23 protein-coding genes are annotated in these 22,542 nt (G+C 69.6%); all 23 read left to right on the top strand.

Annotated elements, in window-relative coordinates:
- Positions 1-396: 396 nt before the first annotated feature.
- The 23 genes from GPA04_RS20235 to GPA04_RS20125 all read left to right on the top strand — a co-directional run bounded on the left by GPA04_RS20235 (position 397) and on the right by GPA04_RS20125 (position 22,510).
- Positions 397-996, top strand: coding sequence for a hypothetical protein (locus GPA04_RS20235; protein WP_156226036.1), 600 nt, complete (start codon positions 397-399; stop codon positions 994-996).
- Between the two features lie 10 nt (positions 997-1,006).
- On the top strand, positions 1,007-1,870 hold the full coding sequence (locus tag GPA04_RS20230) for a helix-turn-helix domain-containing protein (protein WP_206674298.1): 864 nt from the start codon (positions 1,007-1,009) through the stop codon (positions 1,868-1,870).
- A 48-nt stretch (positions 1,871-1,918) separates the two neighbouring features.
- The gene (locus GPA04_RS20225) at positions 1,919-2,488 is read left to right on the top strand and encodes a hypothetical protein (RefSeq protein WP_156226034.1); all 570 of its coding nucleotides are present in this window, start codon (positions 1,919-1,921) and stop codon (positions 2,486-2,488) included.
- Positions 2,489-3,451: 963 nt separating this feature from the next.
- The gene (locus GPA04_RS20220) at positions 3,452-3,967 is read left to right on the top strand and encodes a phage terminase small subunit P27 family (RefSeq protein ID WP_156226033.1); all 516 of its coding nucleotides are present in this window, start codon (positions 3,452-3,454) and stop codon (positions 3,965-3,967) included.
- Positions 3,957-5,492 (top strand): terminase large subunit domain-containing protein, encoded by a 1,536-nt coding sequence (locus tag GPA04_RS20215; RefSeq protein WP_156226032.1) that lies wholly within the window; start codon positions 3,957-3,959, stop codon positions 5,490-5,492. Before GPA04_RS20220 ends, GPA04_RS20215 begins: the two co-directional genes overlap by 11 nt.
- A gap of 4 nt (positions 5,493-5,496) precedes the next feature.
- Complete coding sequence (locus GPA04_RS20210; RefSeq protein ID WP_156226031.1) at positions 5,497-5,676, top strand: hypothetical protein; 180 nt, start codon at positions 5,497-5,499, stop codon at positions 5,674-5,676.
- Positions 5,673-6,965, top strand: coding sequence for a phage portal protein (locus GPA04_RS20205; protein ID WP_156226030.1), 1,293 nt, complete (start codon positions 5,673-5,675; stop codon positions 6,963-6,965). The genes GPA04_RS20210 and GPA04_RS20205 overlap by 4 nt, the downstream gene beginning before the upstream one ends.
- Positions 6,949-7,740 carry an HK97 family phage prohead protease gene (locus GPA04_RS20200; protein WP_156226029.1) on the top strand — a complete coding sequence of 264 codons (792 nt, stop codon included), beginning with the start codon at positions 6,949-6,951 and terminating at the stop codon, positions 7,738-7,740. The genes GPA04_RS20205 and GPA04_RS20200 overlap by 17 nt, the downstream gene beginning before the upstream one ends.
- A 53-nt stretch (positions 7,741-7,793) precedes the next feature.
- On the top strand, positions 7,794-9,050 hold the full coding sequence (locus GPA04_RS20195; protein ID WP_156226028.1) for a phage major capsid protein: 1,257 nt from the start codon (positions 7,794-7,796) through the stop codon (positions 9,048-9,050).
- 83 nt (positions 9,051-9,133) lie between these two features.
- Positions 9,134-9,325: a hypothetical protein gene (locus tag GPA04_RS20190; RefSeq protein ID WP_156226027.1), complete on the top strand. Its 192-nt coding sequence runs from the start codon at positions 9,134-9,136 to the stop codon at positions 9,323-9,325.
- Positions 9,325-9,486 (top strand): hypothetical protein, encoded by a 162-nt coding sequence (locus GPA04_RS20185; RefSeq protein WP_156226026.1) that lies wholly within the window; start codon positions 9,325-9,327, stop codon positions 9,484-9,486. The genes GPA04_RS20190 and GPA04_RS20185 overlap by 1 nt, the downstream gene beginning before the upstream one ends.
- A gap of 4 nt (positions 9,487-9,490) precedes the next feature.
- On the top strand, positions 9,491-10,033 hold the full coding sequence (locus GPA04_RS20180) for a phage head-tail connector protein (RefSeq protein WP_156226025.1): 543 nt from the start codon (positions 9,491-9,493) through the stop codon (positions 10,031-10,033).
- The gene (locus GPA04_RS20175; RefSeq protein WP_156226024.1) at positions 10,033-10,518 is read left to right on the top strand and encodes a hypothetical protein; all 486 of its coding nucleotides are present in this window, start codon (positions 10,033-10,035) and stop codon (positions 10,516-10,518) included. The genes GPA04_RS20180 and GPA04_RS20175 overlap by 1 nt, the downstream gene beginning before the upstream one ends.
- On the top strand, positions 10,515-10,958 hold the full coding sequence (locus tag GPA04_RS20170; protein WP_156226023.1) for an HK97 gp10 family phage protein: 444 nt from the start codon (positions 10,515-10,517) through the stop codon (positions 10,956-10,958). The genes GPA04_RS20175 and GPA04_RS20170 overlap by 4 nt, the downstream gene beginning before the upstream one ends.
- 11 nt (positions 10,959-10,969) lie before the next feature.
- A complete protein-coding gene (locus GPA04_RS20165; RefSeq protein WP_156226022.1) occupies positions 10,970-11,185 on the top strand; it encodes a hypothetical protein in 216 nt (71 codons plus the stop codon).
- Positions 11,182-11,667 (top strand): phage tail tube protein, encoded by a 486-nt coding sequence (locus GPA04_RS20160; protein WP_156226021.1) that lies wholly within the window; start codon positions 11,182-11,184, stop codon positions 11,665-11,667. The genes GPA04_RS20165 and GPA04_RS20160 overlap by 4 nt, the downstream gene beginning before the upstream one ends.
- Positions 11,667-12,161, top strand: coding sequence for a hypothetical protein (locus GPA04_RS20155; RefSeq protein ID WP_156226020.1), 495 nt, complete (start codon positions 11,667-11,669; stop codon positions 12,159-12,161). Before GPA04_RS20160 ends, GPA04_RS20155 begins: the two co-directional genes overlap by 1 nt.
- A 392-nt stretch (positions 12,162-12,553) precedes the next feature.
- Entirely contained in the window at positions 12,554-15,595 is a 3,042-nt protein-coding gene (locus tag GPA04_RS20150; protein WP_156226019.1) for a phage tail tape measure protein, read from the top strand.
- The gene (locus GPA04_RS20145) at positions 15,592-16,578 is read left to right on the top strand and encodes a hypothetical protein (RefSeq protein WP_156226018.1); all 987 of its coding nucleotides are present in this window, start codon (positions 15,592-15,594) and stop codon (positions 16,576-16,578) included. The genes GPA04_RS20150 and GPA04_RS20145 overlap by 4 nt, the downstream gene beginning before the upstream one ends.
- A gap of 1 nt (position 16,579) precedes the next feature.
- Positions 16,580-17,713: a Gp37-like protein gene (locus tag GPA04_RS20140; protein WP_156226017.1), complete on the top strand. Its 1,134-nt coding sequence runs from the start codon at positions 16,580-16,582 to the stop codon at positions 17,711-17,713.
- Position 17,714: 1 nt separating this feature from the next.
- Positions 17,715-18,770 carry a hypothetical protein gene (locus GPA04_RS20135; protein WP_156226016.1) on the top strand — a complete coding sequence of 352 codons (1,056 nt, stop codon included), beginning with the start codon at positions 17,715-17,717 and terminating at the stop codon, positions 18,768-18,770.
- A 12-nt stretch (positions 18,771-18,782) separates the two neighbouring features.
- Positions 18,783-20,681 carry a hypothetical protein gene (locus GPA04_RS20130; protein WP_156226015.1) on the top strand — a complete coding sequence of 633 codons (1,899 nt, stop codon included), beginning with the start codon at positions 18,783-18,785 and terminating at the stop codon, positions 20,679-20,681.
- Entirely contained in the window at positions 20,681-22,510 is a 1,830-nt protein-coding gene (locus tag GPA04_RS20125) for an endo-1,3-alpha-glucanase family glycosylhydrolase (RefSeq protein ID WP_156226014.1), read from the top strand. Before GPA04_RS20130 ends, GPA04_RS20125 begins: the two co-directional genes overlap by 1 nt.
- Positions 22,511-22,542 lie beyond the last annotated feature (32 nt).

Genomic DNA, 22,542 nt, shown 5'->3' with positions numbered 1-22,542 from the left:
CGCATGAAGGCGGGTGCTGACGAATGACCGCGTTGACAATCCCGAAGCTGGCGATCACCTACGTCGTGGTGTGGGACCACCTGCGGGTGATCAAGGTCGGGCGTGCCTGGAAGATGTCCCGGCTCCGGCGGCTGACGTCCACCGGTGCCCGGGTGGTGATGCTGTGGCGGGACAGCCCAGCGGGGTTCGAGCGGTACGCGCTCCGTGAGCTCGCCCGGTACTTCCCTCGTGCCTTCACCAGCGCCGAGGACTCAGAGGTGGCCCTGCCCAACGGGCGCGGCTGGACCGAGTGTTACCGCGTGACCGCCGAGAACGTGCGGGATGCGATGCGAACGATTCTGCGAGGGGTGGCTAGGTATGAGCGTGACCAGACGGCAGCGGAGCGTCCCTCCGTCGATGTTCTCCGACGAGGCGCTGATGGAGCTGCCGCCGGCGGTGCGCCTGACCGGGCTCGGCCTGCGGTTCTACGCCGACGACGAGGGGCGCGGGTCAGCGAACCCGACCCTGATCAAGGCCAGCCTGTGGCCCCTCGACCAGGACACGAGCGAGACGGACATCGAGGAGCACCTGGTGGCTCTGGAGGACGCCGGGTACATCCACCTGTACAGCGTCGACGGCCGAACCTACATCGCCCTGGACGAGTGGCCAGCCACCGACCGCGGTGCGGCGTCCCGGCTGCCACCGCCACCGGACCCACCAGACCCGCCAGCGCTCGCGAGTCCTTCGCGAGGACCTCGCGAAGTCCTCGCGGTAGTGGAGGAGGGGGAAGGGAGAGAGGGAGGAGGAGCCGGGGAGGAGGCGCCGGGAGGAGGCGGTGGGCCGAGGGAGGCGCCCGCACGTCTGCCCACCGGAGAACCGTCACCGTTCTGCTCCAAGCACCAGCCCTACGGGACCGAGAGACCGTGCGGTGGTTGCGCTGCAGCACGCACCAAGCACCGCATGTGGCTGAGGGATCAGACCGACGATGCAACCACCGACCTCGACGTGCCGGCGTGAGGAGCGACCCGTGACCGAGTTCGACCAGACCCCTGACCGCTCCACCCACGACGTCGACGAGCTCACCAAGGCGGCCCGCTCGCTTCCGCCGATCGAGGATCTCTACCTGGCGGCCCGAGAGGTCAAGGAGCTGCTGCCCCGCCTGTGGGACCTGATCCCTCACCGTGGCACCCCAGTAGGGCTGACCGGCGGCGCGAGCGAGCAACAGCGTCGGCGGACGCAGGCGCCGGCCCCGTGGTCGGACCCGCATGCGCTGCTGTACTACGAGATCGTGCACGAGGTGCAGAAGCGCACCCGTGAGCTGCGACTGCTGCTGTTCGGCCGCGCGGCACCCGTGTCGGCCCGAGCCGGGGCGATCGACCGGGCGTTGAGCGACCTCCCAGTCCTGATCGCGCACGCCCAGGAGAAGGGACTCGGCGCGAACCTCTACCGCCACCAGGACCTCCTGCGCATCGGCGGCGACCTGAAGCGGTGGCCGGTGCAGGTGCGTGCGCTGCTCGGTGAGCCGCGGCCCGATGAGATCCCGTGGACAAAGGCACCCGGCGACCTGGTGTGCCCGTTCTGCGACCAGCGGCTCGAACTGCCGCCGGGCTGGGCGACCGAGACTGACGTGCGGGCGACGGACCTGGTGTGCCGACGGTGCCGGGACGCGCACGGCAAGTACCTGCGGTTCGAGCCGACGTCGTGGCTCGGCCTGGTGCTCGACGACTCCGACGAGCTCACGGTCGCCCAGGCGGAGGAGCAGCTCGGCGTGTCGGGATGGACGATCCGGTCCTGGCATCGCCGCGGCCGCCTCCGCCCGGTCGGGCAGCGTGCTGGCCGACGCGTGTACCGACGGGCAGACCTCCAAGCCTTGGCGAGCGATGAAGACTGATCCCCGGATCGCCCCGCCGGCGCTCTCTGATCCTGCAGAATGCGGCCTGTGGACACTCTCTCGATAGCCGTCGCTGCCGTTGCCGGGCTACTTGCAGTAGTGGCCGCAGTTTTCTCCAACTGGGTCCGACGACGCACATCCCGCTTGGTGGAGCAGCGCGAAATCGAAGAACAGATCCTTCGTGGACTCGACTTCGAGGACCGCGCGCAGATCGCGCTCGCGCTCGCGTCAGAGCACGATGTCGATCGCCGTATCGAGTTGCTCGAGGAGCGACTTGCAACCGCTCTGTACAAGCCCAAGCCTTCTGAAACGACGCCGCCATCGACCGGCAAGACCCAGCGACCGAGCTCGAACGAGGCGGACGACCTCAAGAAGTTGGAGGCGCGGATTGCCGATCTTGAGTCCAGACTTCCCAGCCGAGCCACCTTGCCGACATCGATGAGCGCCTCGGAGGCTCGCATAGGGGTCTTGATCGAGCACCTCGAGCGCGACCTCAAGACGCTTGAAAGCCGCACTCTTAGCCGCGGTGATGTCATCATGGTCGTGTTCGCCGCCCTCAGCGCTATCGCAGCTCTCCTCGCGGTGATTCCCTGGATTCTCGAACGCCTGGCCGCGTAGAGGAAGATTCGTTAGCCACTTCACGCCACGCCGACTGCAGGACGAGGTGCGCACTGGCGTCTGATGGTGCACAATGTGTGCCGGGAGAGGTGTCTCCACAGGCCGGTCGCAGATGATGCGCCGGCCTTCGTGTTGAGATCCTCACCGATGAGCCTCCCGCTGCAGAGCCGGATCGGTCCGACAACGCAGCTACTGGATGCAGGGACGAGCACCGTTCGCAGCTGGAGGCAAACCTGATGGCCGTCACCAACGACGAGACCACCGGCCGGACGGGCACCTGCGTGCACTGCGGGCACGCCCTCGAGGAGGCCCTGCTCCTGAAGGGTCTGATGGTTCGGGATCGACCAGGCCAGCCGGAGTACCCGAGCCCGGGGCGACCGACGTGGCGTCGGCTGGACCGGGGGCCAGGGTCGGCTCGGTGCCCTGCCTCTCCCACGCAGTGGCATGACCCAGGCCCGCAGCCTGGTGCGGCGTTCGGACTCTGATGCCGTGCATGGACTGCGGTCGCCCGGGTGTGCGCAGCCGCTGCGATGCCTGCGCCCGCGGCCGGTCCCGGGCCAGGGGCACCACCACCCAGCGTGGCTACGGCTCGACGCATCGCCGTCTGCGTGAGGAGTGGCGACCGCTCGTCGAGGCGGGCGAAGTGAGATGCGCACGCTGCGATGAATACATTCTCCCTGATGAAGAATGGGACCTCGGCCATTCGGATAACCGAATGGAATACAACGGTCCTGAACATTCCCGAGTGTGCAACCGGGCCGAAGCGGGACGCAAGGCACACCTGAACCGTTGAGCGAGTTGGCGGGGCGCTGACCTGCGGAAACGTTCAGCCTTCCGCACCCAGGGGGCGGTCGAAAGTTCGGAAGAATGCGCCCTCCGCGACCCGTTCCCCCGCGACCGCACACGCGCTCACTACCGAACGATTTTTTGTCCGATTCCGCTTTTCGGCCGGTGAGGTGAGCGATGCCCCGCACCAAGGCCCCGCTGGAGGAGCGCCGCCGCCGCGGACGGTCCGCGAACCGGGACTCCGGCGGCCGTGAGCTGCCCGATCAGTCGAACGTCGTCCACCTCGAAGGCGTGAAGGGCGGGATCCCCGATCTGCCGCCGACCGTGGGCGAGGAGGGGCCTGGCGCCGAGCGGTGGACGCGGATCTGGCGTGAGGCGAAGTGGCTCTCCCCCGCGACCGACATCGACATCGTCGAGCGGATCTGCATCGGCGAGGACCTGGTCGCCGGGATGCGCAACGCGCTCGCCGAGGAGGGCTTCTACGTCACCGGCTCGCAGGGCCAGGTGCGCCCGAACCCGCTGCTCGCTCAGGTCCGTGCACAGCTCGGGCAGATGCTGCAGATGGAGCGAGAGTGCGGTCTGACGCCGTCGGCGCGCGGCGACCTGGGTGTTGCCGAGGTCACCGACAAGACGAACCCGCTCGAGCAGATCCTGCAGCAAGCGGCAGCCAGGAACGCCGCACGTGGGTCGTAGCCCGTGGGCGCCCTCGCTCCCGCCCCGGTGGCTGACACCCGTCCCGGTCGCTGACCAGCGCCGCGGCGACGGCGACCTCTACACCGACCTGATCGGTGCGACCTGCCGCATCACGAAGGACTCGGTCGCTGGTGCCGTTGGCAAGTTGCTCGAACCGCGGCCGTTCCAGCGCCAGCTGATGCGCCGCACGCTCGCCCGTCGCGCCGATGGCCTGTTCCGGCACCGCATCGCGCTGTGGGGCATGGCGCGGAAGAACGGCAAGTCGGAGATCACCGCCGGCGTCGGCATCTCCGGGATGCTGCTCGGGCCGATGGGCGGCGAGGTGTACTCCTGCGCCGGCGACAAGGAGCAGGCCTCGATCATCTTCAAGACCGCGAAGCGGATGATCGAGATGGACCCGCACCTCTCGCAGGTGATCAAGACCTACCGCAACGTGATCGAGGTTCCCTCCACCGGGACCACGTACCGGGCGCTGTCGGCCGAGGCGTACACCAAGGAGGGTCTGAACCCGACCCTGGTGCTGTTCGACGAGCTCCACGTGCAGCCGACGCGCGAGCTGTGGGACGTCATGGCCCAGGCCCAGGGAGCGCGGGTTGAGCCGCTGATGCTCGCGATCACCACCGCGGGTGTGCAGACGGACCGCACAGGCCAGGACTCGATCTGCTACACGCTGTACAAGTACGGCGTCCAGGTCGCACGCGGCGAAATCGACGACCCCACGTTCTTCATGGCGTGGTGGGAGCCGCTGCGTGGGATCGAGGCACCGCACGACGACATCCGAACCTGGCGCGAGGGATCGCCCGGCTTCGGTGACCTGGTCTCCGAGGCTGACTTCCGATCCGTGGTGCGACGCACCCCGGAGAACGAGTTCCGGATCAAGCGCACGAACCAGTGGGTCACCTCCGGCCGCGTGTGGCTGCCGCACGGCGCCTGGGACGCGCTCGCGGACCCCGAGCGGTACCCCGGTGGCCCTCCTGCCGGCACACGGGTCGTGGTCGGGTTCGACGGCTCCTACTCCGGCGACTCGACGGCGCTGATCGGCGTGACGGTCGAGGAGCGGCCGCACATCTTCGTGGTCGGCATCTGGGAGCGGGACCCCTACGACCCGAACTGGCGGGTGCCCCGCCCGGAGGTAAAGGCAGCACTGCGTGAGGCGTGCGACCGGTGGGACGTGCCGGAGAGCCCCTGGGATGAGCACCTCTGGCAGGACGCGTTCGACGAGCTCGCCGAGGAGGGCGTGCCCGTCGAGGCCTACCCGCAGAGCCCGGAGCGCATGGGCCGCGCGACGCAGGGCTTCTACGAGTCCGTAGTCGACAAGGCGCTCACCCACGACGGCGACCCCCGACTCGCGCGGCACGTTCGCGACGCCACCCCTAAGCCGACCTCGCGAGGCATGGCACGCATCGCCAAGGAGTCACCCGACTCCCCCAAGCGCATTGACGGTGCAGTGACCGCGGTGTTCACCCTCGAGCGCGCGAAGTACTACGCGTCCATCCCGGTCGATGACGGCCCGAACATCTGGTGAGGCGGTGACCGTGGCTGCGTTCCTCACCGTCCTAGGACTGCTGGTGCTCGGCGCCGGCGTGCTCATGCTCGCCGGCCCCGGGTGGGCGCTCGTGTACGGCGGCATCGTGCTGACCGCTGGCGGCGTCCTGACGCACCTGGGCACCACCCCCGCGCCCGCTCCCCCTGAGCAGGAGACCCCGTGAAGGCGCTGGACGGGCTCTCGACGCTGCTACGAGGCAACATGATCCTCGCGAGTTCGCTGGAGAACCCTGCTACTCCGCTGACCGGCGGCCGGCTGCTGTCGCAGCTCGACGACCCGGGCGAGCTGTGGTCCGACGGCGACACGACTCGCGACTCGAACCCGATGAAGGTCGGCACCGCGCTGCGGTGCGTGCAGATCATCTCCTCCAGTGTGGCCGGCTGCCCGCTGCACGTCACCGCCAAGGGCTCCTACGAGCACCTCCACATCCCGGCGTTGGCCCACGAGTACGACGGCGGCCAGACCACGCCGTTCGAGACGTGGGAGACGGTCGTCGCGCACCTGGCGCTGTGGGGCAACGCCTACGTGCGCAAGATCCGGGCACGTGACGGCCGAATCATCGCGCTGCAGCCGATCCACCCGGCGCGGGTGAAGGTGGAGATCGACGACGACGAGACCGCGCTGCGGATCGCGGTCGGTCTGCCCTACGTGCGGCGGTTCAAGATCGACGGCGGCTTCCAGTCCGGCGGCGACGAGCTCACCGCCTACGAGGTCATGCACATCCCCAACCTGTCACTCGACGGAGTCAAGGGCTACTCGGTGATCGGCAACATGCGCCGCACCTTCGGTCTCGCGACCAAGGCCGAGAAGCTCGCCGAGAAGATGTTCGGCCAGGGCCTGCTGATGCAGGGCTACCTCTCGACCGAGAACGAGCTCGGTCAGGAGAAGGTCGAGATCCTGAAGGATCGCTGGCGCGCGAAGGTCGCCGGCATCGACAACGCGTTCGACGTCCCGGTCTTCGACAAGGGCCTGAAGTTCACCCAGCTCACGATGAGCCCGGAGGACGCGCAGTTCCTGGAGAGCCGCAAGTTCCAGACCACCGAGATCGCCCGCCTGTTCGGTGTGCCCGGGTGGATGGTCAACGACCAGGAGAAGTCGACCTCTTGGGGTTCGGGCATGGAGCAGCAGTTCATCGCCTTCGTTGTGGTGACGCTGAAGCACTACTTCCACCGCATCGAGCAGCGCGTCACACGCGAGATCGTCGATCCCAAGACCGAGCGCGCGAAGTTCGCCCTCGAGGGTCTGCTGCGCGGCGACACGAAGTCGCGGGCCGCGTTCTACGCCTCCGGGATCGTCAACGGCTGGCTGACCCCGAACGACGTCCGCGACCTCGAAGACAAGCCCCGCGTCGAGTGGGGCGACGAGCCGTACCGCCCCTACACGGGCTCCGAGCAGCCCATGGACGACGACACAGCAGCAGGAGACGAGGACGAAGATGACGACGCTCAGTGAGCCCGTCCGCGCTGCGGGCGGCTCCCAGGTCACGGAAGTGCGCACCCGGCCGCTCGACGAGACCGACGCCCGGATCGTGCGCGCGGCCGACGAGGAGGCTGCCCCGCGGTTCGTCGGGCACGCGGCCGTCTTCGACTCACGCACCGCGATCGGGAACCCGCTCCGGTGGGGTTGGTACGAGGAGATCGCCCGCGGTGCGTTCGACAAGACCCTCGCCGAGGGCGACGCGCGGTTCCTCGTCGACCACGACACACGGATGCTCGTCGGCCGGGTCACCGCCGGCGACCTGCGGCTGTCCACAGACGACATCGGCCTCGCCGTCGACGCCGACCTCGACCAGGAGGTCTCCTACGTCCGCGATTTCGCGCGCAACCTGGAGAAGCGGCGCATCACCGGGATGTCGTTCGGCTTCATCGTCGTCCGAGACGAGTGGTCGAGCATCGACGTCGAGGTCACCGGCCCCGACGGCAAGACCGAGACCCACGCCGCCGAGCTGCGCCGCATCATCGAGGTCAAGCTGCTCGAGGTCTCCGGCGTCACGTTCCCCGCCTACGAGGACACCGACGCCGGCCTCCGAGCGATGGTCGACGAGGTTCGCGTCGCACGCGGCCGCACCACCGACTCCCCCGCCACTGGCGGGGACCGTCCCGCGCCGGCTGACGCCACCCGGGACACCAGCACCGAGCCCGCGCCGGCTGATGCCACCCGGGTTCTCGCGATGCAGGACGAGCGCGCCAAGGCGCTCAACGCCCGCTACCCCAGCCTCGGCCGGTAGCACCCGCGTTCTCGCGGAACCCCCAACACCACACGTCCCGGAAGGACAGCATCATGACCAGCGCACGCATGCGCACCTTGCTCGACAAGCGGGCGACCGCCTGGCAGCAGGTGCAGGACATCCAGGCCCGCCGCGCCGCGGACGGCTACGAGCCGACCAAGGAGGACGGCGAGAGCTACACCCGCTCGCTCGACGACGTCGAGAAGCTCTCCCGCGACATCGAGGAGGAGGAGCGCTCCGAGCGCCTCGCCGCCGCGATGAACACCCCGGCGAGCGACCAGCGCGGCACCAGCCCGCGCCCCGGCGCCGGCGAGGGCGACCCGGAGGACGACCTGCCCGCCGCCTACCGGTCGGCGTTCAGCTCGTTCCTGCGCCGCGGTATCGGCCGCCTCAACCCCGACGAGCAGCGCATGCTCGAGCAGGGCTTCGTCGAGGACCGGGCCCTCGCGACCACGACCGGCTCCGCGGGCGGGTACACCGTGCCCAAGGAGTTCCTCGACAAGATGACCGAGGTGCAGAAGGCCTACGGCGGCCTCATGCAGCACGCCGAGGTCATCGACACCGACTCCGGTCAGGAGATGCTGTGGCCGACCAACGACGACACCGGCAACGTCGGTGCCATCGTCGCCGAGAACACCCAGGTCACCGAGCAGGACGTGGCGTTCGGCCAGGCGAGCTTCGCGACGTACATGTACACCTCGAAGATCGTCCGTGCCTCGTTCCAGCTGCTGCAGGACTCCGGCATCGACCTCGACTCGTGGCTGGCCCGCAAGCTCGGTGAGCGCATCGCCCGCGCCGCCGCGATCCACTTCGCGGTCGGCACCGGCTCCGGTCAGCCGCAGGGCCTGGTCACGGGTCTCACCAAGGTCGTCTACTCCGGCACCGATGGAGCGATCACGTTCGACAACCTCGTCGACCTCGAGCACTCGATCGACCCGGCGTACCGCAACGGCAACCAGCGGTACATCATCGCCGACAGCGCACTGCGCGGCATCCGCAAGCTCAAGGACGGGCAGCAGCGCCCGCTGTGGGTCCCGGCGCTCGCCGGCGGCGTGCCGTCGACGATCAACGGCCACCCCTACACCGTGGACAACTCGTTCGCGGCGCTCGCGGCCGACTCCAGGTCGGTCGTGTTCGGCGACATCCGCGCCGCCTACCTGATCCGCCGCGTCCGCGGTGGCCAGGTGCTGCGGCTCACCGAGCGCTACGCCGACTACCTGCAGGTCGGGTTCCTCGGCTTCCAGCGCCTCAACGGCATGGTGCAGGACACCAACGCCGCGGCGGCCCTGGTCGCGGGCACCGCCGAGTAGCCGGCAGCGACCGGGCGCGGGAGAGATAGCCCGCGCCCGGTCGCCGCACCACCAGCACGACCCGATGACCTGAGGAGGTCAGCATGGCCAGCAAGAGCAAGACCGACACCCCGGTGGACATCGTCGCGGTGCCCTCGCTCCGCGCGGACGGCACCCCGGACCAGACCGCCGGCTTCGTCACCCTCGACGAGGACGGTGCGAAGGCGCAGAAGGAGGAGAAGGCGTCGGCCGACAAGGTCTCCGCCGAGCTCCAGGACCAGGTCGACCAGGTCTGATGTCCGAGCCCCGGCCCTGGCGGCGTCACGGTAAGGACCGCCGCCAGGGCCGCGGCGAGGTCACCTCGCCGCGCGAGACCGAACGACCCGAGCGGCCCGAGCGCGAGGCCGCGGCTGAGGTGATGCGCCCGCAGGAGCCGTCCGAGAGCGAGCGGAGGTGACGCTGTGGTCGACCTCGACGATCTGAAGACATTCATGCGGATCACCACCGCCGATCAGGACGAGATCCTCGAGGAGGCGCTCGCCGCCGCGAACGACTACGTCCGCGAGAAGACCGGCATCGTCATGACCGCCGCACCGGACGCACCGCCCACCAACGTTCGCGTGTACGCCTCCGGCCGAGCGCTGGTGCTGCCGTACATCCGCCTCGACCAGGACGCGATCCTGACCGTCACCGACCCGCACGGCAACACCGTGGAGCTCGCCGACTGCGACGTAAACGGCCGATCGGGCATCATCACCGTGCCTCGCGTCAAGGGCGGCTCGTGGACCGTCTCGCTGAACCTGCCGAAGGCGTCCGAGTCGCTCGAGCTGGCGGTCAAGATCATCGCCGAGCACCTGTTCGGCATCCAGCGCGGCACCGGCGGCGTCGGCCCCCGACAGGCCGCCTACGGGCGCCAGGAGGGCGACCGGCCCGCCATCGGGTTCGCCATCCCGCACCGCGCCAAGCAGCTGATCGAGCCCTACGTGGTCCCGGGGATCGGCTGATGGGCCAGGTCACTCGAATCGGCGAGGTCCTCGACGCCGTCCTAACGCTCGTCGGCGACGTGGCTACTGCGGACCCGCTCGGGGACGGCAGCAAGTTCCAGGTCCTCGACGGCCCGAAGGTCGGATACGTCATGGAGAACGCGATCTGTGTCGGCCTCACGGACGGACCCGAGCGACCCGGTTACGCGGCAGCAATCGAACCAGCTGCCGGGCTCGGCCGCACACGCACCATCGAGCGAGTCACCATCAGCTGCTTGCTGACGATGTCCACCGGCGACTCCGATGACGGCGTGCTCGCGCGGCTACGCACCGCCGCCACCACGGTGCTCGCCGGTATCGACGACGCACTGCGAGACCAGTCCGTGAAGCGCCCGATTTGGTCGCGGGCTGGACTCTCGGGCCAGCACGAGTGGATCCCGGTGCTGCACCAAGCCGGCGCCACCGTGAACGTCCTGTTCGCCGTCGAAGCGACGTGCTTGCTGTGACCGCGAGCACCGGAGACGTGACAGTCGGGCAGCTGCGGCGGCTGCTTCGCGACCTCTCCAGCGCACCGAAGACCATCCAGCGCGGCACCCGCGCTGTGATGCGAAGCGAGGGATCGCAGGTGCTCGCCGATGCACGCGCGAACGCTTCATGGTCGAGCCGGATCCCGCGAGCGATGCGCCTCCAGGTCACCCTCAGCGGATCCAACCCCGGGGTGGTCATCCGAGTCGATCGCAACGCGGCCCCGCACGGCCGCGTCTACGAAGGCATGGTCGGCGCCACGTTCCGGCACCCGGTGTTCGAGCAGCCCAACCGGCCCACCGTGTGGGTCGCCGAAGACGCCCGCCCCTATCTGGTCCCGGCTGCCACCGCGGCCGCTCCGCGCCTGCAGCGCGCGGTCGCGACGGCCGCCAGCCAAGCGCTGTCCGAGAACAACCTCTGAGGAGACCACCGATGGCTCGCAAGAAGCGCGCGATCTCGCGCGATGGCCGGGTGCTGATGAAGCACGCGGCCTCCGGTAACACGGCGTGGATGAGCAAGCCCACGATCCCCCATCACCGTCAGGCGGGCTGGGCGCTCGCCGACGCCACGACCGACCAGCCGCCGGCTGGCGACAACGGATCGCCCGGTGAGGGCGGCTCCAACCCCGAGAACGGAGAACAGGCATGAGCACCACCATCCCGGAGTCGGACCGCTTCTTCGCGGTCGAGATCTCCAAGGTCTTCTGGCTGCCCGCTGTGGCAGGCACCGAGCCCACGCGTCCGGAGATCACCGCGGGCACCGAGCTCGCCAACGAGATCGTCGACCTCGCCGGGTGGGACCCGACCCCGAACGCATTCAGCGTGAACACGCTCGGGTCCAGGTTCTCCCCGTCGATGACGGGCCGCACCTCGATGCAGGCCGCGACGATCACTTACGCCGCCTCGCTCGACGGGCAGGACGTCCGCACCGTGCACGACGTGGGCGACAAGGGGTTCCTCCTGATCGCCGATGGCGGTGACGAGCCCGGCTACCCGGCCCAGCTGTTCCCGGCGACGGTCTCGGCGATCACGCCGCTGCGGACGGTGGCCGAGCAGGAGCACCGTCTGACGGTGTCCTACTCGATCCCAAACAAGCCGCGCCAGGTCACCCTCCCTGCCGCCGCTGCCTGATGGGCGCGCGGGACCGGATCGAGGGCAAGGAGCGTCGCTCGACGACGATCTTCCGTGTCCCGCTCGCTGACCCCACGCAGGCTGAGGAGGCCCTGGAGGACGCGCGGACGTTCCTCACGGCTGAGACGGCCAGAGACGCGCAGGCCGGCGCTGGCGCCCCGTCGCAGGCCACCCTGGAAGCTCAGGAGGTCTACGACGGGGCGCTCGCGCGCGTCGAGGAGTGCTTCGAGCCGGTGGAGCTCGTAGCGCTGGAGCCGGCGGAGTTCGAGGAGCTGCTGGCCGAGTACGCCGGCGAGGACGGCGAGCTCGACGTCGAGACGTTCCGACCCGCTCTGGTCGCGGCGTGCGTCATCGATCCCGAGCTGAAGGACCCGGCCTGGTGGGCGGAGCAATTCGAGTCGAAGAAGTGGGCGCTCGGTGAGCGTGAGGCCATGTACGTGGCGTGCTGGCGCCTCAACTTCTCCCCGCCGCGGGGCCGCCTGGGAAAAGACTGACCCGGGACCACCTGTTCGCGGCTCGCATGCGCTACTGCGGGCCGAAGGGTATCCCGCTCGATGAGTTCCTGTCCTGGCCGCAGACCAGCCAGGACGCGGCGCTGGAGTGGCAGGCGCACGAGCAGCGCCGCTGCGGTCAGTGCGGTTACCACCCCGAGGAGCACCCGACCGGGGTGCACGCGCACGTCGATGTCTGTCCCGGCTGCGCAGCCCGCGCGAAGGGCGAGAAGGCCGCCACAGCGGCCGACGACGGCGCAGCGGTCCGACTGGCCACCGGGTCGCTGGGCACCTGCCAGCGGTGCATCACAGAGCACCAGGCGAACGTGAATCACCCACCGCCCCGATCCCGGCATAGCCCGGGCCACTGACGTCAGAAGCCCCGGGGGTGAGTCTTGGCAACCACCGGCGCCCAGCGTGACGTTCGCATTCGGCTCGAGTCCTCCTGGGAGGGAGCCGGGTTCGACCTCGCCACCCGCGCGGTCACGAAGTACGAGACCGACTACCGGCGCATGGCGCAGATGCAGATGCGTGCCGAGGCGGAGATGGCCGAGGCCGCGAAGAAGCGCGCTGCGGAGATCGAGGCGGCGAACAAGCGGCAGATGTTGGCGATGGAGGGCGCCGGTCGGGTGATCCTCGGCCTGGCGGGCGCCACGGCCGCCGGCCTGGTCCTCGCCACGGCGGCCGCGATCGACTGGGAGTCGGCCTGGGCGGGCGTCCGCAAGACCACCGACGGTAGCTCGGAGCAGATGTCGGCCCTGGAGGGCGAGCTCCGCCAGCTCGCGCGCACGCTGCCGTCAACGCACACAGAGATCGCTGCAGTCGCGGAGGCCGCCGGCCAGCTCGGTGTGAAGCGGGAGGATGTCGCCGAGTTCACCAGGGTCATGATCGACCTGGGTGAGACCACCGACCTGTCAGCGGATCAGGCCGCGACCTCGATCGCCCAGCTGATGAACATCATGGGCACCGCCGGCGACGACGTCGACGAGCTCGGCGCGACGATCGTCGCTCTCGGCAACGCCGGCGCCTCGACCGAGTCGCAGATCCTGCTGATGGCTCAGCGGATCGCCGGTGCCGGCAAGCTCGTGGGTGCAACCGAGGGTGAGGTCCTGGCGACCGCGTCGGCTCTGGCGTCGATGGGTGTCTCGGCCGAGCTCGGCGGTGGCGTGGTCTCGCGGGTGCTGCAGGACATCTACTCCGCCGTCCAGTCCGGTGGCGAGGAGGTCGAAGGCTTCGCACGGATCGCGGGCATGTCGGCGCAGGAGTTCTCCGACGCTTGGCGCGAGGACCCGATCCGCGCGCTGGCGTCGTTCGCCGACGGCCTGAACGGCGTCGAGGCGTCCGGTGGGAACGTCATCACCACCCTGACCGACCTCGGCATCAAGTCGAGCGAGGAGCAGCGGATCCTGCTGCAGCTGATGGCCAACACGGACCTGCTGACCGACTCGCTCGACCTGCAGGCGCAGGCGTGGAACGAAAACACCGCGCTGATCGATGAGGCGAACCAGCGCTACGCGACCACTGAGGCCCGTCTGCAGGTCGCCCGGAACCAGATCACGGACGCCGCGATCGACATCGGCGGCACTTTCCTCCCCGCTGTGGCGGACGCGACGAAGGTGGTCGGCCAGTTCGCAGCGGGGTTCTCGGCGCTCGACGCTCCAGGGCAGCGTTTCGTGACCATCCTTGGTGCCGGCGTGACCGGTCTCGGGTTGCTCACCGGCGGAGCTCTCATGGCGGTGCCGAAGCTGAAGGAACTCACCGCCACGGTATCCGCGCTGCGGGCTGGCTCGTCACTGCTCGGCCGCAGCGTCGGCAATGTCGCGAACCTGCTGATGGGCCCTTGGGGTGCGGCACTCGCGGCCGCGGGTGTCGCGCTCGCGATCTACACCCAGCGGCAGGGTGAGGCGAAGCAACGCACCGACGCTCTGCGGGCGAGCCTGGACGAGATGGGCAAGATCACCGATGACACCGCCCGCACGCTCAACGAGGCATTCGCAACGACGAAGGTCGACTGGCTGACCGACGACATCCGGCTCATGGGCACCTCGATCCGGGAAATCATGGACGAGGTCGGCGTCAGCGCCGAGGACGCCCGCGGCTACATCGAGGGCAACGCCGACGCCGTCGCCCGCGTCAACGCCCAGATGGACGCCTACCGCGAGCAGGGCGGCACCTTCACGATGCACCTGGCGCAGGCGAACGCGCTGAACGACTTCCTGGACGAGCACAGCGACGCACTGGTCGAGGCCACCGACCAGCAGGAGTATCTCGCGGAGGCGACGGGCGGCACCGCGCAGAGCCAGGAGGAGGCCGCGGCCGCGACGGCTGCCGCCACCGCCGAGACGGAGGCGCTCACCGCGGCGAACGAGGAGCTGCTGGCGTCCTACGCCGAGGCCGACGGCGCATTCATCGACCTGCTCGGCGGGTACCAGTCGGTGATCGACAAGAACACCGAGGTAGCGCAGGCGACCGCTGATTCCACCGAATCCTCCGAGGACTCGTGGCAGGACTACTACGACGGGTTCTCGGTCTCGCTGGCCGACTATCTCGCAGAGCTCGATGCCATGGTTGCCGCGCAGCAGGCATGGGAAGCCAACATGCTGCTGCTGTCGGGCCGGGTCTCGCAGGGCGTGCTCGACCACCTGGCGACGCTCGGCCCCGAAGGCGCTCCCCTCGTCGCTGCCCTCGTCGACGCCTCCGACGACGAGCTAGCCCGGCTCGAGGCGGTCTACGGGCAGCAGGCCGACAACGCCACCGCGGCGTTCGCTGAGAACCTAGCCGCAGCCGGGCCGATCCTCGGCCAGATCGGCGCCCAGCTCGGCGCCGAGGCGGCCGCAGAGGCGGCGTCCGCAGTCGCGTCCGGTGAGAAGACGATCCAGGACGTCATCAACGAGTACTCGCTGCAGGGCGTGACGTTCGATGTCGACGCGGACACCGGGCCCGCCGACGCCGCCCTTCAGGACTTCATCAACCGGCGCCGTCACCTGACCATCCAGGCGCGCGTGAATGCAGACCCGAACTACAGCCCGGCGACCTCGCAGAACATGATCTACCGGGCTGGAGGCGGCCCGATCACCGGCCCCGGTACATCGACGTCGGACTCGATCCCGCTGATGGCGTCGAACAACGAGCACATGTGGTCCGCTGCCGAGACCGCGGCCGCTGGCGGCCACGCGGCCGTCGCGGCGCTGCGAGCCTCGGCGCTCGCGGGCACCTTGCGCTCGATGCCCACGGGCGCCGGCACGGTGAGTGCGCCGAGCACCAGCGCCGGCGGGGCACCAGGCCACGGGTCCGGAGCGTCCTACCAGTTCGATCTTCAGGTCGACGCCGCACCGGGGTACGCGATGGAAGTGGCTCGGCTCTTCGCGACGGAGATCAAGACGAGCCTTGGCGATGCGATGGCTGCTGCTGGCGTGAGTGGCGCGGAGGTGCTGTGAACCTCGTACTGGCATCCACGCAGCCGGTGGTCGTCCCGGAGAACCCGTGGCCTGGGATCGAGCTCACCTGGACCTCACCTGACGGTTCACGGACGTGGTCGCTGACGAACGAGCTGTCACCGGTGCGGCTGGCCGGGACCCGCGGCTTGGGTAAGCCGCCGTCGACCAGGTACGCCGACGAGGCTCCCGGGCTGCCAGGCTCCCGCTATCGCGGGCACCGGGTGAATGAGCGCGAGGTGTTCTGGCCGTTCCTGGTCCTGGCCGGAGCCGACACGCAGGAGCACCTGGACGTCGAAGCTGAGTTCTGGCAGTCGCTCAGCTACGAGGAGCAGGGCACGTGGCGGGCGATCACCCCAGACCGTGGCGCCCGGTCGTTGCGGTGCCGGCTGGAGCGCGATGACACGGTCTGGGATCTCGCCCCGGGGTTGATGGAGTGGACACAGCAGGCGGCCTACCTGGTGGCGGATCAGCCGTTCTGGACCTCGGACCCGATCGTGCGGGTGTTCGGCGCTGCCGACGGTGCCCGGTTCGCTGACCCGGCCACCCCGGAGCTGTGGCGCATCTCCTCGGCCTCGACGCTGAGCACGGCGACGATCCCGAATCCCGGTGACGTGGCGGGTGCACCGGTGTGGGCCTACGACGGGCCGTTCGACTCCGCCTACGGCGGCTTCGAGGGCAAGCACATCGTCATCCCGTTCGCCGTCGCTGAGGGCAAGTCGCTCGTCGTGGACTCCAGCCGTGAGGACCGGCGGGCCCTGCTGGTCGACACCCCGGACCTGACCGGGCTGGACGCGGTGCAGCAGGTGCAGGCGATCCACGCTGCGGCGCTCGCCGGCGGCGTCGACCGGACCAAGGACCTGGGCGGGGAGACGGCGTTCGCCGAGATCCCGAAGGGAGCCAACGTGACCCTCGACGTCGGCATGGTCGGCACCGGGACCGTGCGGGTGCTGCTGACGCCGCGGCACGAGCGGGCTTGGGGCTGACGTGGACGAGATCGACATCCGCGTCTACTCCAAGACGTTCGAGCGACTCGGGTGGGTCGGTGACCCGCTGTCGGTCACGGCCACGCCCCGGCACAACCAGCAGCCCTCAGGCCAGCTGGTCGTGTCAGAGGCGGCCGTCTCGACGCCGCTGCTGCTCGAGCCTGGCGCCCGCGTGGTGATCCGCCACCGGGATGAGGTCGTGCTGAGTGGCCCGTGCCGGCTGGTCTCCTGCGAGGGCCGCATCGGCGCACGGAAGTACACGATCCAGGTGCAGGACGACTGGCGGCTGCTGCAGCGGATGCTGGGCTGGCAGGTGCCCGGCTCGGGGCTCGGGTCGCAGACCTCGGAGTACGACGTGCGCACCGGGCCCGCGGAGACCGTGGTGAAGCAGCTGGTGGCGGCGAACTCATCCCGGCTCGGGCTGCCGGTGACGGTGGTCCCGACCCAGGGTCGCGGCGCAACGATCACGGTGCAGTCCCGGATGGACCGGCTCAACGACGTGCTGTTCCCGCTCGTGGACCAGGCGGGCATCGGTGTCACGGTGCGGCAGAGCGGGGCCGGGCTGCGGGTCGACTGCTACACCCCGGCCGTGTTCCCGCTGAACCTGTCCGAGGCGGCGGGAACGGTCGCAGGGATGTCCTGGTCGCGGCGGCCGCCGGAGATGACCCGTGTCGTGGTCGGCGGCCCGGGTGAGGGCACGGCCCGAGTGTTCCGCTCCCGGGTGAGCTCGACGCTGGAGACAGCGTGGGGTGACGTCATCGAGGGGTACATCGACGCCCGTGACATCAAGGCCGACGACCCGAACCGGAACGCGCTCATGGACGCCCGCGGCGACGCCGCGCTCGCGGAGGCCGGACTGAAGTACGGGCTCTCAGTGCAGCTGCTCGAGACGTCGATCTTCCGATACGGCGGCACCGGTGTGCACGTGGGCGATCTGGTTCAGATCGAACCCCAGCCAGGTGCAGCACCGATCACCGACGTGCTCCGCGAAGCGACTCTCTCCTGGAGCAAGGACAACGCCGTCCCGCGGTGGACACCCGTCGTGGGCGATCGCAGCGACGACAACGACAAGAAGTTGGCCACGGTCCTCGGCCGCGCTATCGCCTCGCTCCGCAGGCTGCAGAAGGGAACCTGACATGCCCGTCACCTCATCCATCGGCTACGCCGGCACCGTCGACGAGACCGACTGGGCGCGGTACGCCGGCGCGATGGGCGCCCGGTACACCGTGGCAGGCCCCGGCGACCTCGCGGCCTCGGTCAACACAGCTCAGGCCCGGACCGTCCGGATCGCCCCTGGCGTAGCCATCGGGTGCGGTGTGATCGACACCGTCAGCACGACCGATGTGCAGCTGCCCGTGGTCTCCTCGGGAAGTCGCTGGTTCCTGATCGTGCTCAAGCGGGTCTGGGGTGCGACCAAGGCGTCGACGATCACGTTCGTCAACATCCCCCAGACCGGCATCACTCTGCCGGCTCGGGCCACCACCCCAGGCACCGAGGACGACCAGCCGCTCGCTCTCGCGCTCGTGAGCGCGAACCAGGCGCAGGTGCAGAACCTGATCGACGCCCGTGTGTGGTCGACCAACGGCGGCGCCGTCGCTCGTGACGACATCGTGCGCCAGTACCTGACCCAGGTCGGCTCGACCGTCACGATCGGGAATGTCCTGCACGTCCGCCAGATGGCCGGCAACACCAGCGCCGCCTGGGTGTCCTACGACCTGAGCGACCAGCGCGGCACTCGTCCGAGCATCCTCATCGCACGTGACGGCGCCTACAACCAGGTCACGACACCTGGGTCGTGGCTGGTGGGTGCGGCCGCCGCGAGCACCGAGACCGAGGGCGATGTGGTGGGCGTGGGTATGTCCCACGTCGTCGGCAACACCCAGACCGCTCCGACGCGGCTGAACCTGCCGCAGGCGGGCTTGTATGCGATCGGGTTCCGGGTCGCGTTCGCTTCCACGGCGGCGCTGCTGGCCCATGGTCACCTCGGAGTCTGGGCCGGATCCGGCATGGCGCCGTCCTCCCAGGTCCCGATCTGCACGGTCGAGTACGGGGGCGGAAGCCGAACGGCGTATCTGTCGATGACCGACACCCGGTGGGTGCGCGGTGGAACCCAGCTGGGCGTGCGGATCATCGCGACCGCGAACGTCAGCATTCAAAACTGGCGCCTGTGGGCGACCTGGCTCGGAAACTGAGAGGGCATCCCCATGGTTCTGTTCCTGCACACCCAGGTCCGCGACGCCGCAACCGGTGAGCTCCTGGAAGCTCTGCGCGGCCAGACGGTCACCGTCTGCCTTCAAGGCACCAACACCCCGCTGGAGATCACCGAGGCGCCCTCTGGGGTGCCGGTGCCCGGCGCGGTCCTCAAGGTCACCGAGCAGTTCGCCGTGCCCTCCTTCAACACCCCGGACGACATCTTCACGGTGGACGTCGTCGCAGCGAACGGCGCCCGCGCCACCCTGCAGTCTTTCGAGGGTGGGATCTTGGCCGCCCAGCAGGCGCGCGCCGCGGCCCAGCAGGCGCTCGCGGCCGCGCTGCTGGCACAGCAGGCAGCTGAGAACGCGGCGCTGGCAGCGGGACCGCTGCCACCTGGTGGCACCACTCAGCAGGCTCTGGTGAAGGCGTCCGACGTCGACCGGGACGTCGTGTGGGGTGACGTCAGTTCCGGCCCTGGTGGAGAGGGCACGGTCACCGCGGTTGGTGGCGTCGCACCTGACACCACCGGCAACGTGCCGCTCACCCCGGACAACATCGGCGCTGCGGCGACCACACACAGCCACCCCGCCAACCAGATCACGGCCGAGAACGGCGCCCAGCTGCCAGTGGCTGCGATCCCCGACATCCCCGCTGGGAAGGTCACGGCCGGCACCTTCGACGCCGCGCAGATCCCGAACTTGAGTGCGAGCAAGATCAACACCGGCGTGCTCGGCGCGGATCGCATCCCCACCGATCTCACGACCTACGTGCGATCGACACAGGCCACGGCAGCGGAGGGTGACCTGCTCGGCGTCGGACCCGGCAAGGCCGTCGTGCCGGTCACCGTCGAGGCGGCCGACGCCGGGGACATCGACTATGACGGCTCGACGACGGTCGCCGACCGTATCGCCGAGCTGCTCACCGACGTGGCCGCGCTCAAGACCACCGGTCCGTCGGTCACCAACACGGCCATCCCGGTCATCTCGGGCACGTTCGAGGTCGGTGAGACGGTCAGCACGACCACCGGCTCGTGGGACCCGACCGCCGACTCCTACACCTACGAGTGGCAGCGTGACGGCTCGGCGATCAGCGGCGCCACGAGCGATGACTACGTGCTCACCTCGGCGGACCTGGGCACCAACAAGGTCCGGGTCAAGGTCACCGCGATCAAGGCCGGCCACACCAGCGGTGTCGCGTTCTCCACGCCGATCTCGGTCACCGCGGACCTGATGTACGTGGGCCTGGCCGACGTCTTCGAGTCGGCCAACACCTCCTCGGACGTCACCCTCGTCCGCGGCGGCAGCGTGCAGGAGGGCGACTACCTCGTCGCGATCCTCGGGTCTGGTCACAACGCGGCCACCGCCGACTTCTCAGCGCAGTCCGGGTCCGGTACCTGGGCCCGGCTCGGCCCGGCATGGCCGGGTACCGGTTCGGCAGCCAACCGCGTCTGCGGCATCTTCGGCCACGTGGTCGGGTCGCTCGGGATCGAGCCGGACGAGTACGTGTTCGCTCACACCCCAGGGACCGCGACCGCCAAGGCCGGTCAGCTCCTCGTGTTCCGCTACGTCAACCCCGCGGCGCCGGTCAACGTCGCCGTGACGGACTACCTCGGGACCTCGATCAGCAACGGCCGGCGCACCGCCGACCTGGCGGTGACGAAGGCCGGCGCGATCATGCTGTTCGTCGGTTGGAAGGAAGGCTCGAGCTCCTCCAACGTCACGGTCAACGCGCCGCCCGCTGGGATGACGCACGTCGACCAGACCATCGGCGGTGAGCTCGGGGTCTCCTCGATCACCGTCATCGAGTCCTACGTCCAGGACGTCGACGCCGGCGCGACCGGTACCCGCGACATCGTCTGGTCGGCGGCCACGAACCCGCGCGCGCAGGCGATCGTCCTGCAGGGGGTCTGATGCCCACCATCAAGTCCGTGGTCGTGGTCGACGGGCAGGCGCTCACGTTGACGCCCTCGACCGGCGGAGCAGGCGAGGCGATCCTCAACACCTCGGCACCCTCGATCTCCGGCATCCCGGAGACCGGGCGGACCCTGGTCGCCAGCACCGGCGAGTGGTCGGTGACGGGGCTCTCGTTCGCCTATCAGTGGCGCCGGTCAGGTTCACTCATCGCCGGCGCCACGGCCCCCTCCTATGAGGTTGCCGTGGCCGACGAGGGTCGGCTGATCAGCGTCACGGTGACGGCCACCCGCTCCGGCTACTCGGCAGGCTCGGCGACCTCGGGAAGTGTCCTGGCGGAACCGCCGACCGTGGTGCTGCCCGAGCCCACGGCGACGCTGTGGTTCCGGATGCCCGAGTACACCTCCCCCCGGTACTGGGCGCACTACTTCCCGCCCTACCCGCCCTCGCTGGTGGTCAACGGCTCCGGTGGCAACACCGCCGGCACCAACTACTACAACACCGGCTACCTGGCCCTGAACGGCGAGTCCGGTGCGCACGCCGCCTACGGTGGGCTGCTGCGGGATATGCCGATCCGGCAGAACGCGCCGTGGCCGACCTCGCCGACCTGGCAGTACAACGCGATCCGCGAGGACATCGTCCTGGCCCGCCGGTTCGGCATCCACGGGTTCATGTGCGACATCCTCGGCAGCTCAGGGAACAACTGGAACGTTGCCGAGTGGATGTTCGACGCCGCGTCAGAGACCATCGGCGGTGTCCGGTCGTTCCCGGGCTTCTACGCGATCCCGATGCTGGACGGCAACGGCGGCACCGGGCAGGGCACCTCCGCCAACGCCGCGACCGCGCTCAACACGCTGCTGTCCAAGGCATGCGCGCTGCGGGTCGAGGGCGACTACGTCGTCTCGACCTACCGCCCGGAGAACTTCGGCGCCCTCGGCTCGGCCGCTGCCGCCGCAGGGTGGTGGGACGACGTGATCAACCGGCTGCGCAACACCTACGGCAAGAACGTGCGGACCTGGCACTGCTTCGGCAACCCGGCCAACGCCACCGCGTTCCGCAACTCCGCGAACCCGCAGGAGGTGACCGGCCGCTGGGGTCTGGGCGGCGCTGACCCCGGCATCATCTCGAGCACGTCAGCGGCCAGCTACATCACCCAGGCTCACACCGCCGGCGAGCGGGCCATGCTCACCATCTTCCGTGGGTGGCAGCGGCCCAAGCATCGCGAGTTCGACGAGTCCAAGGGCACCCAGGCGCTCCGTGCGGCGTGGGCTCGAATGCGGGCGCTCGCGGGCCCGAACGACGTGGCGCAGGTCTCCTCCTGGAACGACTACTCCGAGACGCACCACATCGGCGTCAGCGCTGCGACAGGCGGCGCCTACGCCGCCGTCTCGGCATGGGAGGCGGCCAAGTGGTTGCGTGGCTCGGCACCGCAGATCGTGCGGGACGCCGTCGTGGTGTCCTCCCGCGCCCGTACCGCGTCCCCGACGATCACCGGCGGGCAGACACAGTTCATGGCGCAGCGCTCCGGCACGGGCCGCTCTGCGGTCACGCACGAGGTGGAGGTGGGCACCTACCTGACGATGTCCGACGTCGTCCGGGTGCAGATCGGTTCCAACGTCCACACCTACACCGCACCGGCCGGCGAGTACTACGTCCGGTTCCCGATCGCCGCCGGCGCCATCAAGGTCACCACCGACCGCGGCGTCGAGCTCACCGCTCCATGGGCGGTGCGCTCGAGCAGCGGCAACGACGACTGGCAGTACTTCGCCGCCTACGCCGTCGGCAGCACCCAGTACACCGCGGGCCAGTCGAACCCGACACCCGCCTAGCCCTCAGCTCCACACGAACCGATGGCCCTCGG

This window comes from Pseudactinotalea suaedae (assembly GCF_009733815.1).
Lineage (GTDB): Bacteria > Actinomycetota > Actinomycetes > Actinomycetales > Beutenbergiaceae > Pseudactinotalea > Pseudactinotalea suaedae.
This window is presented reverse-complemented; position numbering and strand designations above follow the sequence as displayed.

Bases quoted from the DNA above. Each gene is read 5' to 3' on its own strand.
- GPA04_RS20195 (WP_156226028.1), top strand. From the start codon at position 7,794: ATGACCAGCGCACGCATGCGCACCTTGCTCGACAAGCGGGCGACCGCC.
- GPA04_RS20190 (WP_156226027.1), top strand. From the start codon at position 9,134: ATGGCCAGCAAGAGCAAGACCGACACCCCGGTGGACATCGTCGCGGTG.
- GPA04_RS20160 (WP_156226021.1), top strand. From the start codon at position 11,182: ATGAGCACCACCATCCCGGAGTCGGACCGCTTCTTCGCGGTCGAGATC.
- GPA04_RS20185 (WP_156226026.1), top strand. From the start codon at position 9,325: ATGTCCGAGCCCCGGCCCTGGCGGCGTCACGGTAAGGACCGCCGCCAG.
- GPA04_RS20155 (WP_156226020.1), top strand. From the start codon at position 11,667: ATGGGCGCGCGGGACCGGATCGAGGGCAAGGAGCGTCGCTCGACGACG.
- GPA04_RS20175 (WP_156226024.1), top strand. From the start codon at position 10,033: ATGGGCCAGGTCACTCGAATCGGCGAGGTCCTCGACGCCGTCCTAACG.
- GPA04_RS20200 (WP_156226029.1), top strand. From the start codon at position 6,949: ATGACGACGCTCAGTGAGCCCGTCCGCGCTGCGGGCGGCTCCCAGGTC.
- GPA04_RS20135 (WP_156226016.1), top strand. From the start codon at position 17,715: ATGCCCGTCACCTCATCCATCGGCTACGCCGGCACCGTCGACGAGACC.
- GPA04_RS20235 (WP_156226036.1), top strand. From the start codon at position 397: ATGTTCTCCGACGAGGCGCTGATGGAGCTGCCGCCGGCGGTGCGCCTG.
- GPA04_RS20220 (WP_156226033.1), top strand. From the start codon at position 3,452: ATGCCCCGCACCAAGGCCCCGCTGGAGGAGCGCCGCCGCCGCGGACGG.
- GPA04_RS20130 (WP_156226015.1), top strand. From the start codon at position 18,783: ATGGTTCTGTTCCTGCACACCCAGGTCCGCGACGCCGCAACCGGTGAG.
- GPA04_RS20125 (WP_156226014.1), top strand. From the start codon at position 20,681: ATGCCCACCATCAAGTCCGTGGTCGTGGTCGACGGGCAGGCGCTCACG.
- GPA04_RS20165 (WP_156226022.1), top strand. From the start codon at position 10,970: ATGGCTCGCAAGAAGCGCGCGATCTCGCGCGATGGCCGGGTGCTGATG.